Source organism: Devosia sp. ZW T5_3, from assembly GCF_044987315.1.
Lineage (GTDB): Bacteria > Pseudomonadota > Alphaproteobacteria > Rhizobiales > Devosiaceae > Devosia.
Genome location: NZ_JBJDRE010000004.1, coordinates 119,771 through 135,227 on the forward strand (window position 1 = coordinate 119,771; position 15,457 = coordinate 135,227).

The following is a 15,457-nucleotide window of genomic DNA, read 5'->3' on the forward strand; positions in this document are numbered from 1 at the left end:
GCGCCCTCCCTGGCGGCACAACGGAGCGGTCTGCACCACGATAGCCGATGCGATCGGACCGAAAAAGGGGTTCAAACCGCCGCTTGGTACGTGGCGGCACCGGCACTGTGATCGCGCAGAATGTTTGTCGGATAAAGTAACCAGAAATACATAACTCTATTCATCAACTTTCAACTGATCTCGGGATAAAGGCGTACGTACGCCAACCTAAGCCGGCGAAGATTGTCGAAAGTTCAAACGACCATGATGACTGTGCTGGGCTGCGTATTTTATGACCACAATGTCTGGTTGGTGGCCGTAGCGGCACTGGTCTGCCTGGCCGGCTCTTCGGCCACTATTCGCCTGTTCAATCGCGCCGCCAATACCACCGGCCTGCAGCGGGCCGGCTGGCATTTCCTGACCGCGGTGGCGGCGGGTTCGGCGATCTGGTGCACCCATTTCATTGCCATGCTCGCCTATGATCCCGGCGCCCCGGTCGGCTTTGATCCGGTCATGACCATTGTATCGCTGCTGATCGCCATGCTGGGCGTGCAGCTGGGGTTTATCCTGGCGGCAAGCGGTTTAACGCGGCAGGCGCCGGCGCTGGGTGGAGCGGTTGTCGGGGCCGCAATTGTCGCGATGCACTATACCGGCATGATGGCCTATCGCGTGCAGGGTCTGGTGTCGTGGGACGTGGACTATCTAGTGGCCTCGATCGTGCTGTCAGTGGTGTTTTCCGCGCTGGCATTGCACCTGGCGATGCGGCGCGTCTCCTGGGCGGACAAGTATCTGGCAACAGGCGTGCTGGTGCTGGCGATTGTCAGCCTGCATTTTACCGGCATGACCGCGTTCCAGGTCTCCCCGATGCTGATCGACGGATCCTTCTCCAATCCGTCCGCCTTGCAGGCCCTGGCAATTGCCGTGGCGGGCGTCGCGCTGGTCATTCTGGGAGCGGGCGCGGCCAGCTACCTGATCGATGGCAGCATGCGTGCCGAATCCTACGAACAACTGCGCCATATGGCGATGAGCGACAGCCTTACCGGCCTGCCGAACCGGGCCAGCTTCAACGATCATCTCGACCACGAAATCGATCTGGCGGCCGAAACCGGCGGCAAGGTCGCCTTGATCGGCATTGATCTGGATCGCTTCAAGGAGATCAACGATCTGCACGGCCACGGCACCGGCGACGAAGTGCTGCAGGTGCTGGCGCGGCGCATGAACAAGCTGCTGGGCGAGGGCGAGTTTGCAGCCCGGCTCGGCGGCGATGAATTCGCAGCGATCTATCGCATGCAGGGACCGGCCGAGCTGCCCAATTTCCTGTCGCGGCTTGAGATGGCCCTGTTCAAGCCCATTCGTCTCGATGATTTCGAGGTCATTCCCGGCGCCAGCATGGGCGTGGCCATCTATCCCGATAATGCGGCCGACAAAGAAGCGCTGGTCAACAATGCCGATCTGGCCATGTATCGCGCCAAGGCCGATATCACCCGCGCCGTCTGCTTTTACGAGCGGTCCATGGACGAAATGGTCAGGGCGCGCCGCAATCTGGCAGGCGAATTGCGCGAGGCGCTGGAGAGCAACCAACTCGACGTGCACTATCAGGTGCAGACTTCGCTGACGACCGGCGAAATCCGCGGCTACGAAGCGTTGCTGCGTTGGGAGCATCCGCAGCGGGGCTTTATTCCACCGACCGAGTTCATTCCGCTGGCCGAGGAAAACGGGCTTATCCTGCAGATGGGCGAATGGGTATTGCGCACCGCCTGCGCCAAGGCCGCCTCATGGGAGCCGCCCTACAAGGTGGCGGTCAATCTTTCCCCGGTGCAGTTTGCCCATACCGACCTGCCCAAGCTGGTCATGGAAGTGCTGCGCGAAACCGGGCTGGCGCCGGACCGGCTGGAACTGGAACTGACCGAGTCGACGATCTTTGCCGACAAGGAACGTTCACTGCATATGCTGCGCCAGATCAAGGAATTGGGCGTGAACATCGCGCTCGACGATTTCGGCACCGGCTATTCATCGCTCGACACGCTGCGAGCTTTTCCCTTCGACAAGATCAAGCTCGATCGCTCATTCATGAGCGAGGTGGAATCGAGCCCCCAGGCCAAGGCCATTATTCGCGCCGTGCTGGCACTGGGCAAAAGCCTCGAAATTCCGGTTCTGGCCGAGGGTATCGAGACGCATGGTCAATTGGCGCTACTGACAACCGAGGGCTGCGATGAGGCGCAAGGCTATCTGTTTGGCCGCCCTGCCCCGCTGCAGCAGATCGTTACCAGCGGCCAGTTGACCCTGACCGGGCAGAACATGGCGGCACAGGCCGTCGTGGTGGTCCGCGCCGAGACCGTAGAAATGAATTTGATCGCTCGTTCGGCCTGATTTCATCTGATCCTTGGGGGTATCTGCATGACTTTGAACGCGACTGAACCTGGGCTCCAGCGAGGGCGACTTGAGAATGGTTTCATCGCCCTGCTCTGGATCATTCCGGTGCTGCTGGCAGGCCTGAACTGGCTGATCGGGGGCCCGCTGCCTTCGCTCCTCATGCTGGCAGGCGGCCTCCTAGCGGCTGCCTTGCCAACCTTCTACTGGCGCCGGCGGCGGCAGAATAACGCCGTGCCGGTAGTTTCCAGCATGGCACTGGCCGCTCAGATCGCGCTGCTGACCATGACCACCCTGCCGCTCCACCCCGAGGGCCTGCAGCTCTATAAGGACATGCATTTCTGGTTCTTTGCGGGGCTATGCCTGTGTGCATGCTGGCTCGACCGGCGCGCCGTGCTGGGCTTTTTCGGCATCGCTATTCTCTACCAACTCGCCGCCTATTGGCTGCTGGCGAATTTCTGGTTTGCCGCCGAAGACGACGTGGCACCGCAGTTCGTGCGGCTTGGCATATTCGTAGCTACGGCCGCAGCATTGTTCCTCCTGACATCACGCTGGGGCGCCAGCCGGTATCGCCAGCGAAACGCTTGACGGCCCGCTATCGGCCTCCGCCATGCCTGTCAGGCGCTGAGGCCGTTAAACGCGGTTCAGCTTAATTCTCCCAAGAATCTTCCAATGGGCACGGCGTTTTTCTACACGTCGGTGACCAACTAGAAAATTCGTTTGACACATCCTAGAGCAATGACAATTCTAAATATGCATAATGAGGTTATTACAGCACTGAACTGATATGACCGCTTACACCGCACCGCTACGAGAACTCGAAGAGCGCCTGAGGCAAGATCTAGGCTGGCTCAACCTGCCGGCCAAGCCTTGGGTTCCAGCCCGCGTGGAACGCGGCGAGCGAGTTCTTGACGTGGCGGTGATCGGTGCCGGCATGTTGGGCTTGGTTACCACTGCTGCGCTGCGCAATATCGGCGTTGATGCCGTTCAAGCCTTCGATCGCGCACCTGCCGGCCAGGAAGGTCCCTGGATCACCTCCGCCCGCATGGAAACGCTTCGCACCCGCAAGGATGCGGCCGGCCCGGCCCTCGGTGTGCCATCCCTCACCTTCCGTGCCTGGTTCGAGGCACAGTATGGCGCCCAGGCCTTCACAGATATGAGCCTCATTCCGCGCCCTATGTGGATGGAATACTTGGTTTGGTACCGGCAAGTGCTCGGCTTGCCGGTGCAAAACGATACCGCCATTACCGCCGTGACTCTGCGTGATGATGGCCTTGTCGCCTTGACGCTAGATAGAGCCGGCAGGCCAGATACCCTCCTCGCTCGGCGCGTCGTGCTTGCAACGGGCATCGACGGGCTGGGCACGCCTGGGCTGCCCGAGGTGGCAAAAGACCTGAAGGCCCGCTACCACGCCCACAGTTCCGAACGCATCGACATGGCGGCACTCAAGGGAAAGCGTGTCGCTGTAGTGGGCGCCGGCGCCTCCGCCATGGACAACGCAGCAGCTGCCTTGGAGGCGGGTGCGGCGCGAGTGGATATCTTCATCCGCCGTGCCGACATTCCGCGCGTGGACAAATTCAGCGGCGTCGGCAGCCGGGGCATGACCTATGGCTATCTCGGCCTGCCTGACGCGGCCAAATGGGCCTATGTGGTCGAAGGCGAGCGCGCCCAGATCCCCCCGCCGCGCCATAGCGTCTTGCGGGTCACCCGCCATTCCAACGCCCACTTCCATCTGGCGAGCCCCATTGAAAAGCTCGAAGAACATGGCGGGATGGTGGAAATCACCACTCCCAAGGGCAAGTACGCGACGGATTTCATCATTTTCGCCACCGGCTTTGCCGTCGATTTCGCCAGCCGGCCGGAATTTGCCACCATAGCGCCCTTCATTCGGCGCTGGGCAGACGCTTACCGGCCACCGGCCGGTGAGGCGCATCCCGGCCTTGCGGCCATGCCCTATCTCGGCCCAGGCTTCCAATTCCTGCCGCGCGACAACGCGCCGCCCGCCATTTCCAACATCTTCTGCTTTGCCTATCCGGCGGTTCTCACCCACGGCAAGATTACCAGCGGCATTCCGTCAATCGGCGAAGGCGCCACTCGTCTCGCCCAAGCGATCGCCCGCTCGCTCTTTATCGAAGACCGCGCCGTGCACCTGCAGGCGTTTCGCGACTTTGCCGTGCCCGAGCTGCTCGGTGACGAATGGATTGACGCTGATGAGGAGGTGCTGTCCGCATGAGCGAACCAGCCCTGCAGATATTTTACGGCATTTCCTCGCCCTGGGCCTATTTCGGCGCCCAGCGCGCCAAAAACATTGCCGAGGCGGCCGGCGCCAAATTGGTGCTGCGCCCCATCCGCATCATCGAGGCCAATGGCGGCATTCCACTGCGCACCAGGCCTGACAGCCGGCAGAACTACCACGCGGTCGAACTCGATCGTTGGCGCAAATTCCTCGATATTCCGCTCAACCTGACGCCCAGATTCTATCCCTGCCGCACCGTCGAGCCGGCCGCCCAGGCGGTGATATCAGCGCAGCAGGCGGGGCTGGATGCGTTTGCCTTCTCCTTCGCCATCCAGCGCGGCCTATGGGCCGAAGACCGCGACATTGCCGATCTCGATACCCTGCGCGAGCTGGCCCGGGCCACCATCGGGGCCGAAGGGGCCGCGTTGGTGCGAGACCCGCAACCCGAGGCCATCATTGCGCAGTGGCACGGCAATCTCGCCGAGGCCGAACGGCGCGGCATTTTCGGCACGCCGACCTATATGGTGGGCGACGAACTGTTCTGGGGCCAGGACCGGCTGGACTTTGTCGCCCGCGCTCTGGGCGCCACACAGCATTCCAAGGAAACCGTCTGATGAGCCAAGTCCCCGAACAAGCCCAAGCCCTGCATGATCGCTCGATCATCGTCGATGGCCTGCAGACCTCGCTCTGGGGCCGGCCGATCTTTGAGGAAATGCGCGCCGGCGGGCTCACCGCGGTCAATGTCTCGACTGTGCTGTGGGAGAATTTCCGCGAAGGCATCGACTATGTTTCGCAGTGGAAGCACTTCCTGCGCGAGCATGCCGATATCATCCGCCCGGTGCGCAGCGTAGCCGATATCCACGCCGCCAAGGCCGAGAACAAGACCGGCATCATCATCGGCTGGCAGAACACCTCCCCCCTCGAAGACAAGCTCGACTATGTCGAGATCTTCAAGGATCTGGGCGTCGGCATCATGCAGCTGACCTATAATACCCAGAACTATTCCGGCGCCGGCTATCTCGAAGAGAACGACAGCGGTCTCACCGGCTTTGGTCGCGAAGTGCTCGACGAAATGGGCCGCGTCGGCGTGCTGTGTGATCTCAGCCATGTCGGCGACAAGACCAGCGCCGATGCTATCGCCTATGCCAAGGGGCCGGTCTGCATTTCCCACGTGCTGCCGCGCGCCCTGCACAATGTGAAGCGCAACAAGCCCGATCACCTGTTCCAGGCCTGCGCCGAAAAGGGCGGCCTTGTCGGCATCAGCCTCTTCGCCCCCGGCCTTGCCGCCGGCAATGACGCCACGGTCGAAGACGTGCTCGACGCGATGGAGCATGTGATCAATCTGATCGGGGAAGATCATGTCGGCATTGGCACCGACTTCTCCCTCGATCGGCCCCGCCCCAGCGACTGGCTGCTCTGGGCCAATCGCGACAAGGGTACAGCCCGCACGCTGACCGAATTTGGCTCAGTCAAGATCAACAAGCCCGAGGGCATCCGCCGGATGACCGACATGCCCAATCTAACCGCCCGTATGCTGGCGCGCGGCTGGAGCGAGGCGACCATCGCAAAGCTGCTCGGCGGCAATTGGCTGCGCGTTCTCGGCGCGGCCTGGACACCACGCGGCTAACTGACATCCCTTGGAGACGACATCATGACCCGACCGACCATCCGCCACCTGACTGCCATCCTCGCCGCGGCAACCGCCTTCACCCTCGGCGGCATCGCCATGGCGCAGGACGCCACCACTGGCAGCGTCCACATTGTGGGCTTTTCAGGCGTCTTCGCCGACAATTATCAGAAGTTCATCATCGAGCCGTTCAAGGCCCAGCATCCGGGCATTGAAGTCACCTATGAGCAGTCCAAGAATTCGGCTGAAACGCTGGCCCTGCTGACCCTGCAAAAGGCCGACCCGACCGTCGACGTGGCGCTAATCGACGTTGCCGTCGCCATCAAGGGCAATGCCGAAGGCCTGTTTGCTCCGCTCGACCCGGCTGTGGTCACCAACCTTGCCGACACACCCGATTGGGCCCGGATCGGGGAAGACCGCAATATCGCCTTCTCGCAGGACAATCTGGTCATCCTCTACAATACCCAGACCGTCTCCGAGCCGCCCACCAGCTGGACCGATCTCAAGGACCCCAAATATCAGGGCCGTATTGCTGCGCGCCTCGCCGATACCCGTGGCGTGATCCTGATCCCCATTCTCGATAAGATTGCTGGCACCGATTACAAAGAAAGCATCGATCCGGCCATTGCCGCCATCAATGAATTTGCGCCCAATGTGCTGACCTGGGACCCGGCGCCCGATTGCTATGCCGTGGTCCAGAGCGGCGAAGTCGATCTCTCCATCTGCTGGAACGGCCGGGCCCAATATCTGCATGATACCCAGGGCGGCATTATCGGCATTTCCGCTCCCAAGGAAGGCAGCATCGGCCAGACCAATACGATCAATCTGGTCGAAGGCTCCAAGAACGCTGAAGCCGCCCAGCTCTTCATCAATTATGCGCTGAGCGCCGAAGCCCAGGCCACCTTTGCCGAACAGAGCTTCTATGGTCCGGTCAATTCCAAGGTGGAACTGACCGACGCAGTGGCCGCCCGCATCTATGGCAGCAAGGAAGCCCAGGCCGCCCAGACCAGCCTCGACTGGCCCTATATCGCCACGGTCTATTCGGACTGGATCCAGCGCATCAACCGCGAAGTCATCGCGTTTAACTAGGACTATTGAGCCGATGCCCGATTCCCACCTCATCGTCGAAAGCCTGACGAAGACCTATCCGGGCAGCACGGCCTCGTCGGTCGATCATGTCGACTTCAACCTGCAGAAGGGCGAAATGCTCGCCCTTCTCGGCCCTTCGGGCTGCGGCAAGACCACGATATTGCGCATGGTGGCCGGGCTCATCGCGCCCAGTTCAGGCCGCATCCTGCTCGAAGGGCGCGACATCGCCCAGTTGCCGGTCTATCGGCGCAATATGGGCATGGTGTTCCAGTCCTACGCGCTGTTTCCGCATATGAACGTGGCCGAAAATGTCGCTTTCGGCCTCGAAATGCGGGGCGTGCCCAAAGCCGAACGCGCCGACCGGGTGGCTCGGGCGCTCGATCTGGTCAAGCTTGCCGGCTATGGGGAACGCCGCATCACCCAGCTCTCGGGCGGTCAGCAACAGCGCTGCGCCATTGCCCGCTCGCTGGTCATCGAACCCGATCTGCTGCTGCTCGACGAGCCGCTGTCCAATCTCGACGCCAAGCTGCGCGAGGAAATGCGCGACGAAATCCGCGACATCCAGGCGCGCACCGGCGTCACCTCCATTTTCGTCACCCACGATCAGGACGAAGCGCTCTCCATGGCCGACCGCATGGCGGTGATGTCGGCCGGCCGTATCGAGCAGATCGGTACCCCGCGCGAAGTGTTTGACCGCCCCGCCACCGAATTCGTCGCCGGCTTTATCGGCGCCGGCAATTTCTTCTCCGGCAGCGCCAGCGATGGTCGGGCCGAGATCCCCGGCTTCGGCCGCCTCGCCTTTAGCGAGGCCGCTCCCGCCGGGTCGTCCGTGCGCTTGCTGGTCCGGCCCCACCGCATTGTGCTGGGCGACCAAGGTCCGAACCATTTCAGCGGCGTGGTTGAACATCTGGTCTATCGCGGCCAGTTGCTGACCCTCACCGTTCGGGTCGGCGAGCGCACCATCGTCGCTGACCTGCCCACCCATGCCGGCAAGCTGCCTGCGCTGGGCGAAACCGTGTCCCTCTCCATCGCGCCCGACGATGTGACCCTGATTGGCGAGGCGGCTTCGTGACCGGCAAAGCATCGCATCGCGGGCTGCTGCTCTGGCTCCTCTTGCCGGGCCTTCTGGCACTCGGCGTCAGCTTCATAATGCCCATGCTCTGGCTGCTGCGGGCCTCTTTTTCGACTTCGGCGTTTGGCGGGCCGAACGGGGAATGGACGCTGGCCAATTACAGCACGGTGATCTTCGACCCGTTCTATTGGCGGGTGGCGACCAATACACTGACCTATGGCCTGTCCGTCACCTTCTTCGCCGTGCTGCTCTCCTACCCCATCGCCCTGTTTCTTGCCCGCACCACCAGCCGATGGCGCGGCCTACTTACCGCCCTCGCCATCGCGCCGCTGCTCACGTCCGGCGTGGTGCGCACCTATGGCTGGATGGTGATCCTGGGTGATCGCGGCGTCATCAACGGCAGCTTGCAGGCGCTGGCGCTAACCGACGCGCCCATTCGCCTCGCCAATAATTTCCTCGGCGCTACCATCGCCATGATCGAAATCCTGATGCCCTACGCCATCCTCGCCATTCTCTCGGGCCTGGGCCGGCTCAATGCCCAGCTTGAAGAAGCCGCCGCCATGCTGGGCGCCAATCGTCTGAAGGTGTTCTGGCGCATCATCCTGCCGCTCAGCCTACCCGGCGTGCTGACCGCGGCTTTGCTGGTCTTCGTGCTCGCCATTTCCGGTTTCGTCACCCCGCGCCTGATGGGCGGCGGCCGCGTGTTCGTGCTGGGTACCGAGGTCTTCTCGGAAGCCACTGTGACGCTCAACTGGCCACTGGCCGCCGCTCTGGCGCTGTTACTGCTGATCATTTTCAGCTCGGTCATCATCCTCTATCGCCGCGCTTTGCGGGCTCTGGGGGCCTGAGATGAACCAGACCTCCCTGCTCGCTCGCTGGTCCTGGCGCATCCTGATCGCCGCGATCTACCTCTTCCTGCTCGCGCCCATCCTGATCGTCTTCATCGTCTCCTTCGACACGCGGCAATATCTGGCCTTCCCCCCGGAAAGCTATTCCCTGGGCTCCTATGCCCTGGTGTTCCAGAACGCCACGTTCATCGGCGCCTTCTGGCGCAGCCTGGGCATTGGCATCGTGGTCGGCTTCGGCGCCGTGGCGATCGGAACGCTGCTTTCGCTGGCATTGACCCGGCATCGCTTCCGGGGCGAAGGGGCGGTCAACTTCCTCGTCATCGCGCCCTTCATCGTGCCCAATATCGTGCTCGGTGTGGGACTGGTGCTGGTGCTGGCCAATTTCGGCCTGCTCGATTCCTATCCCGGTATTATCCTCGCCCATCTGGGCGTCACCATTCCCTATACGGTGCGCACGGTCAGCATGAGCCTGTCTTCGGTCGACCGACGCGTCGAGGAAGCTGCCATGGTGCACGGGGCTTCGCCGCTCAAGGTATTCTGGCGCATCACCCTGCCCCTGATCCGCCCCGGCCTCATTGCCGGATGGGTGATCGCCTTCCTCATCTCGTTCGACGAGACCACGATTTCGCTGTTCCTCGTCTCGGTCAAAGCCTCGACCCTGCCAACAGAGATTTATCGCTATCTCGAATATTCCACCGATCCGCAGGTTGCCGCGCTTTCGGTGATCCTGATCCTGATTTCGCTTGTCGTGGTGATCGCGCTCGAGCGCCTGATCGGGCTGCGCAAGGCCGTATAGGGAACCGCCAATGACCATGCTTACCCTGCCGGGCGGCACGATCGAAGGACTGGCCGAAAACGGCTACCTCTCCTTTCTCTCGGTGCCTTACGCCGCCCCGGTCACCCCGGCGCGCCGCTTCCTCGCGCCGCAGCCGGTCGAGCCCTGGTCCGGCATCCGCGACGCGACCAAGTTGGGGCCGGTCTGCCCGCAAATCGCCACCTATGGCCCGGTGGGGCGCAATGCCACGTCGGGCCTCGCCCATGGCATCGATTTTCTGACCCTCAATATCCGCACGCCTTCGCTTGATGGCGCCGCCCCGGTGCTGGTCTGGGTGCATGGCGGCGGCTATGCCGTGGGCTCGGCCAATGAACCGATCCTGCAAAGCGGCGCCTTCGCCGCCAGCGGCATAGTCGAAGTCACCGTCAATTACCGGCTCGGCGCACTGGGTTTTCTGCATATCCCGGAGCAACCCGACAATCGCGGCCTGCTCGACCTGCTCGCGGCGCTGAGCTGGGTGCGTGACAATATCGCCAGCTTCGGCGGCGATCCCGAGCGCGTCACCTTCGCTGGCCGCTCGGCCGGCGGTTTTGCCATTGCCGCCGTGATGGCCATGCCGGCTGCACGGGGTCTCTTCGCCCGCGCCATGCCGCAAAGCGGCGCCAGCACCGCTATTGCCACCATGGTTGACGCGCAAAAGCTCACCGCCCGCATGTGCGCGGCCCTGGGCACCAGTCCCGAGGGCCTGGTGAACATTCCCATCAATGACCTGCTGGTCGCCCAGCGCGATCTCTGCAACCAGAGCTACGAGCACCACGATTTCGACCGCGACGGTGCCGCCGCCATGCTGGGCGTGCCCTTCGTGCCCATCATCGATGGCATCACCCTGCTCGAACATCCCGAAACCGCCGCCGCTGCGGGAAGAACAGCCCGTGTGCCCATGATGATCGGCTGCACGAGCGCGGAATATCTCACCCATTCCAGCGTCCTGCCCGCAGAACTCGACTATGCCGGCGCCGCAAGCCTGCTGCATGAGCGCGTCCGCCCGCTGGGCCTGACCGGAGCGGACATTGTCGAGCGCTATCGCGCCGCCCTGCCCGCTCATTCCGCCCACGGCATCTGGCGGGCTGTCGCCGGAGATCTCGTCTTTCAGAATCCGGCCAGCCGCCTTGCGCGGCTCTGTTCCGCCCACCAGCCGGTGTGGAAATATCTCTATGGTCCAATCGCCGCCGACGAGACCGGAGCCGCTCATGGCGCCGAACTGGGCGCCGTCTGGTATCGCGATGGCATGGATCTGTCCCGCCAACCCGAGCGCCAGCGCGTCACCGATCCGGACTTCGCCGATCAGGTGCACGAAATCTGGCGCGCGTTCATTGCCGGCGCGGTGCCGGACGACTGGCCGCGCTTCTCCGCCGACAACCAGGTGGTGCTGCACGTGGCGCAGGGCGCAGTTGGCGTGCAAGCGGACATGTTTGCGGCGAGGCTGGGACTCTGGCAAAGGCCGTAGCAGGAGGGCGCAGACGATGAAATATTTCGAAACCAAACAGCTCGAGGCATTTTCTGCTGTCGTGTCTATCGGCAGCATGACCGGCGCCGCCAAGGCCATCGGCCGCTCGCAGCCTGTCATCACCCGGCTTATCCAGGATCTTGAGGCGGAAGTCGGTTTTGCCCTCCTCCATCGCAATGGCCCGCGCATCTCGCCCACGGCACAGGGCCTGGCCTTTTCAGAGCAGGTCGAAGTGTTTCTCTCCGGCCTGCGCGCTATCGGGGACCGCGCCGAGGCAATCGAAAAATCGGAACAGCTTCCTATTCAGATCGCTGCGGTACCCGCTCTGGCCAGTAGCCTGCTGCCCAGCACATTGGCCAACATTCCGCCAGACTTGCTACCCAACAAGATTCACATCCAGAGCATCTCGTCGGAGAACGTCGTTCAGGCCGTGATTGCGCGCACAGCTGAGATAGGCGTCGCAAGCTGGCCGCTCGACAATCCGGGCATCGAAGTACACTGGCAGGCGGAAGTCCAATGCAATGCTGTGGTCTCGGTCGATCACCCGCTGGCGGGCTTGTCGGCTATCGCCGCCACCGACCTCAAGAACCAACGCCTGATCGTCGCGGCCAATCCGTATCGCCTGAGAATGCCGATCGAGGAGGCCCTGACCGCACATAACATCGGCATGTCCTCGGTCATCGACTGCAACGCCACCTATGTGTCTTTGTCCCTCGCCCGCAAAAACCTTGGCGTCGCCATCGTCGAACCCCTGACCGCCATCGGACTCCCGCTAGATGGCGTCAGGGTCATTCCGCTCACCTTCCGAATACCGTTCCGCTGGAGCGTCATTACCGCAATCGGCCGGCCACTCTCGGCCGCCACCGAAGTGATTATCCGTGAAATGCGAAAAACCGCTCTCGCCGAAGTGCCGAGCGTCGTCACGATAGATTAATTGCAGGCACCCCCACATTGCTCCCTGCCATCGATCACGAATAGCGAATGCGTGGATCGAGCCAGGCGAGAAGCAGATCGGACAGCAGCGTTCCGATCACGGTGAGCACGCTCAGCATCATGATGAAACTGCCGGCCAGATACATGTCCTGGCTGATTAGCGCCTGCAGCAGCAGCGGGCCGGTCATGGGCAAATTGAGCACAACGGCAGTGATGGTCGCGCCGGACACCAGCGTGGGCAACACCCAACCCACGGTCGAAATGAACGGGTTGAGCGCGATGCGCACCGGATATTTCAGCAGCAACCGGTTCTCGGACAGGCCATAGGCGCGTGCGGTGACGACATAGGGCTTACCCAATTCGTCCAGCAGATTGGCCCGCAGGATACGGATCAGCGAGGCAGTGCCGCTGGTGCCGAGCACGATCGTCGGAATGATCAGGTGCGTTCCCAGATCGACGAGCTTGCCCCAACTCCAGGGCGCATTCTCATATTCAGGGGAGAACAGCCCGCCAATGCCGGTATTGAAATAGCGAAACGAGAAATACATCAGCACCAGTGCGAACAGGAAGTTGGGGATGGCCAGCCCTAGCACCCCCACGAAAGTCGCCAGATAATCCCCGATCGAGTTCTTGCGCACTGCGCTGTAAATGCCGATTGGCAGCGAGATCGCCCAGATGAAAAGCAGGGTGATCAGCGCCAGCACGAAGGTGAGGCCAAGCCGGTTCCAGAGCAGGTCCGCAACAGGCCGACGCCATTCCAGCGAATAGCCGAAGTCGCCGGCGAAGATGATGTTGGAAATCCACTTCCAATATTGCACATGCACTGGGTCATCTAGGCCGTAACGGGCCCGCAATGCCGCCATTTCAGCGGGATCGACAGTGGTCCCCTGCAGGTTGAGCTGGGCCACCATGGCCGTCACATAGTCGCCGGGTGGCAATTGGATGATGATGAAGGTCATGACCGAAATGGCCGCGATAGTCACCAGCATGTAGAACAAGCGGCGGGCGATAAAGGCGGTCATTTGGGTCATACTCCAGCAAAGCACCACCCGGCCCCGTGGGCCGGATGGCGGGATCGGGAGGGTTACGGGGCGGCGTAGTAGAACTGTTCAGGATTGGCAGCGCCTGGATGGGCATATTCGCTGCTGGCGAGCAGCACGCCTGGGAAATTGGCCATCCGCTTGTTGACGATGCCGTAGTCCGAAGTCGGCTGCATGACACCGATCGTATAGAATTCCTCTGCCGAGATCGCGAGCAGGTCCTTCATCAACGCCAGGCGTTTAGGAACATCGGTCGTGGCAAACACTTCCTGATAGAGCGCCATCTGTTTTTTGGCCGCCTCGGGCGGCTCTTCCGGATTGGTGTCCTTGGTGAACCACTGTCCCCACGTGGTGGCGTAGAACGCCGCCCATGACGAGGGGAAGTAGTATTTGGGATCGAACAGGGAGTCCGGGCCGCCAGAGGCCGACCAGACGGCCGAGTCATGCTCATTGGATTCGATACGCTGGTTGAGCGCGGTCGTGTCGGAGGTGTTGATCAGCAGGTCGACACCGATCTGCTTCCAATATCCCTTGATCAACTCGGCGCTATCGATCCAGGGCTGGCGGATTACCGAGATGTCCATGGTGAACTGCAACGGCCGGCCATCGGACAGCAGCCGAATGCCATTGCCATCCTTTTCCGTCAGTCCGATCCCGTCGAGCATTTCATTGGCTTTGGCAATGTCGAACTGGGTGAACTGGGTTGCCATTTCCTCGTCGAACAGCGGGGATTCTGGTCGCTCCACTGTCTGGTAGGGCAGCCCCTGCCCCAGCCAGACCAGTTCGATAACCTCGTCGCGGTTGATGGCCGTGGACAAGGCCTGGCGGAACGTCTTGTTGCCGAACACTTCGCGCAGGACCGGGTCCTTGTGCGTCATATTCAGCGAGATGATCATCAGGTTGGCACGGTTGGGCAGCACTTCGTAGAACTCGTAGCCACCGGATTCCTGGTTGTCGAAGAAGGTGCCCCGGTTTTCCGGAGTGGCGACGAAGCCGACATAGGAATCCAACATGTCAAAGTCGCCATTGGCGGCCTTGAGCAGGGTGACCTGGGGATCGGTGATGATGTCGACGGTGACCCCATCCATATAGGGCAGTTGATTGCCCGCGCTATCGACCTTGAAGTAATAGGGATTACGCTCGGCGATCACCTGAGCGCCGCTGCCTTGGCCGATGCCCTGGGTAATGATCCATGCATGCAGCCGTGGCAGCTCCGGGTTGCGCCACATGTCGGCTTTAGCGTGGAAATTCTGCACCCATTCAGCGCCGGCAGCAGCTTCATTATAGGTGGGATGGAACTGCTCGAGATAATGCCGCGGATACGCGAAGGGCTGGTTCTGCTCGGCGTCATTCGATGGCGTTGCCATATACTGAAGAAGCAGGCCATTGGGTCCGCCGAAGATGAACTTGACGGTCGTTTCGTCGATCTTCTCGACCACCAGAGGCTTGTCATTGCGCACCGACCATGTCGGCTTTGCCGGGAACAGTTCGGTGTTTGAGTAGACGTCGGTGTACCAGAACATCACATCGTCGGCCGTGTAGGGCTCACCGTCACTCCATTTGTGGCCCTTACGCAGGTGAAAGGTGTATTCCGATCCATCTTCATTGACGTCGACGCTTTCGGCGACGTTCATGATCACGTCCGGCACAATGTCGGCCTGCTCGACATCGGGCTGCCAGGTCACCGAGCGGACAAAATTCTCGTAGCCGATGGTGCGGGCCAGCGTGCCGATGTCGCTGGGCGAGCTCATCACCAGGCGCCAGGTGCCACCATATTGCCCAACGCTTTCGAACGGCTCGACCACCATCGGGGTTTCCGGCAGCCGGTCGGCCACTGGGGGCAAAGTGCCCGCAGCGACCTGGTCGGCCAATATGGGGGCTTCCTTGTAGTCCTGTGCGACGACGACGGCCGTGGACAGCAGGATTGCTGCGACGCCGACGAAGGGCGATAACCAACGTGAAGTCAGTGCGGCTTGCATGG

General features: G+C 61.8%; 13 protein-coding genes. 11 read left to right on the forward strand and 2 right to left on the reverse strand.

Going from position 1 to position 15,457, the window contains the following annotated elements; genetic code table 11:
- The first annotated feature begins 222 nt into the window (after window positions 1-222).
- From ACI3KW_RS06485 to ACI3KW_RS06535, 11 genes are all read left to right on the forward strand, one after another.
- The gene (locus ACI3KW_RS06485; protein WP_404847386.1) at window positions 223-2,349 is read left to right on the forward strand and encodes a putative bifunctional diguanylate cyclase/phosphodiesterase; all 2,127 of its coding nucleotides are present in this window, start codon (window positions 223-225) and stop codon (window positions 2,347-2,349) included.
- A gap of 27 nt (window positions 2,350-2,376) precedes the next feature.
- Window positions 2,377-2,937: a hypothetical protein gene (locus tag ACI3KW_RS06490; protein WP_404847387.1), complete on the forward strand. Its 561-nt coding sequence runs from the start codon at window positions 2,377-2,379 to the stop codon at window positions 2,935-2,937.
- A 199-nt stretch (window positions 2,938-3,136) separates the two neighbouring features.
- The gene (locus tag ACI3KW_RS06495; protein ID WP_404847388.1) at window positions 3,137-4,582 is read left to right on the forward strand and encodes an NAD(P)-binding domain-containing protein; all 1,446 of its coding nucleotides are present in this window, start codon (window positions 3,137-3,139) and stop codon (window positions 4,580-4,582) included.
- Window positions 4,579-5,199 (forward strand): 2-hydroxychromene-2-carboxylate isomerase, encoded by a 621-nt coding sequence (locus tag ACI3KW_RS06500; protein ID WP_404847389.1) that lies wholly within the window; start codon window positions 4,579-4,581, stop codon window positions 5,197-5,199. Before ACI3KW_RS06495 ends, ACI3KW_RS06500 begins: the two co-directional genes overlap by 4 nt.
- Window positions 5,199-6,212 (forward strand): dipeptidase, encoded by a 1,014-nt coding sequence (locus ACI3KW_RS06505; protein ID WP_404847390.1) that lies wholly within the window; start codon window positions 5,199-5,201, stop codon window positions 6,210-6,212. Before ACI3KW_RS06500 ends, ACI3KW_RS06505 begins: the two co-directional genes overlap by 1 nt.
- 24 nt (window positions 6,213-6,236) lie before the next feature.
- The gene (locus tag ACI3KW_RS06510; protein WP_404847391.1) at window positions 6,237-7,301 is read left to right on the forward strand and encodes an ABC transporter substrate-binding protein; all 1,065 of its coding nucleotides are present in this window, start codon (window positions 6,237-6,239) and stop codon (window positions 7,299-7,301) included.
- A gap of 13 nt (window positions 7,302-7,314) precedes the next feature.
- Window positions 7,315-8,373, forward strand: a complete 1,059-nt coding sequence (locus tag ACI3KW_RS06515) for an ABC transporter ATP-binding protein (protein WP_404847392.1) — start codon at window positions 7,315-7,317, stop codon at window positions 8,371-8,373.
- Entirely contained in the window at window positions 8,370-9,221 is an 852-nt protein-coding gene (locus ACI3KW_RS06520; protein WP_404847393.1) for an ABC transporter permease, read from the forward strand. The genes ACI3KW_RS06515 and ACI3KW_RS06520 overlap by 4 nt, the downstream gene beginning before the upstream one ends.
- Window position 9,222: 1 nt before the next feature.
- Window positions 9,223-10,017: an ABC transporter permease gene (locus ACI3KW_RS06525; RefSeq protein WP_404847394.1), complete on the forward strand. Its 795-nt coding sequence runs from the start codon at window positions 9,223-9,225 to the stop codon at window positions 10,015-10,017.
- Window positions 10,018-10,027: 10 nt separating this feature from the next.
- Entirely contained in the window at window positions 10,028-11,503 is a 1,476-nt protein-coding gene (locus ACI3KW_RS06530; RefSeq protein ID WP_404847395.1) for a carboxylesterase/lipase family protein, read from the forward strand.
- A 16-nt stretch (window positions 11,504-11,519) separates the two neighbouring features.
- Window positions 11,520-12,437, forward strand: a complete 918-nt coding sequence (locus ACI3KW_RS06535) for a LysR family transcriptional regulator (protein WP_404847396.1) — start codon at window positions 11,520-11,522, stop codon at window positions 12,435-12,437.
- Between the two features lie 34 nt (window positions 12,438-12,471).
- Here the strand turns inward: ACI3KW_RS06535 and ACI3KW_RS06540 are convergent, their stop codons facing one another.
- Window positions 12,472-13,458 (reverse strand): ABC transporter permease, encoded by a 987-nt coding sequence (locus tag ACI3KW_RS06540; protein ID WP_262167395.1) that lies wholly within the window; start codon window positions 13,456-13,458, stop codon window positions 12,472-12,474.
- A 62-nt stretch (window positions 13,459-13,520) separates the two neighbouring features.
- Window positions 13,521-15,455, reverse strand: coding sequence for an ABC transporter substrate-binding protein (locus ACI3KW_RS06545; protein WP_404847397.1), 1,935 nt, complete (start codon window positions 15,453-15,455; stop codon window positions 13,521-13,523).
- Window positions 15,456-15,457: the final 2 nt, after the last annotated feature.

Bases quoted from the DNA above. Each gene is read 5' to 3' on its own strand.
- ACI3KW_RS06535 (WP_404847396.1), top strand. From the start codon at position 11,520: ATGAAATATTTCGAAACCAAACAGCTCGAGGCATTTTCTGCTGTCGTG.
- ACI3KW_RS06530 (WP_404847395.1), top strand. From the start codon at position 10,028: ATGACCATGCTTACCCTGCCGGGCGGCACGATCGAAGGACTGGCCGAA.
- ACI3KW_RS06510 (WP_404847391.1), top strand. From the start codon at position 6,237: ATGACCCGACCGACCATCCGCCACCTGACTGCCATCCTCGCCGCGGCA.
- ACI3KW_RS06505 (WP_404847390.1), top strand. From the start codon at position 5,199: ATGAGCCAAGTCCCCGAACAAGCCCAAGCCCTGCATGATCGCTCGATC.
- ACI3KW_RS06525 (WP_404847394.1), top strand. From the start codon at position 9,223: ATGAACCAGACCTCCCTGCTCGCTCGCTGGTCCTGGCGCATCCTGATC.
- ACI3KW_RS06545 (WP_404847397.1), bottom strand. From the start codon at position 15,455: ATGCAAGCCGCACTGACTTCACGTTGGTTATCGCCCTTCGTCGGCGTC.
- ACI3KW_RS06495 (WP_404847388.1), top strand. From the start codon at position 3,137: ATGACCGCTTACACCGCACCGCTACGAGAACTCGAAGAGCGCCTGAGG.
- ACI3KW_RS06490 (WP_404847387.1), top strand. From the start codon at position 2,377: ATGACTTTGAACGCGACTGAACCTGGGCTCCAGCGAGGGCGACTTGAG.
- ACI3KW_RS06515 (WP_404847392.1), top strand. From the start codon at position 7,315: ATGCCCGATTCCCACCTCATCGTCGAAAGCCTGACGAAGACCTATCCG.
- ACI3KW_RS06540 (WP_262167395.1), bottom strand. From the start codon at position 13,458: ATGACCGCCTTTATCGCCCGCCGCTTGTTCTACATGCTGGTGACTATC.
- ACI3KW_RS06500 (WP_404847389.1), top strand. From the start codon at position 4,579: ATGAGCGAACCAGCCCTGCAGATATTTTACGGCATTTCCTCGCCCTGG.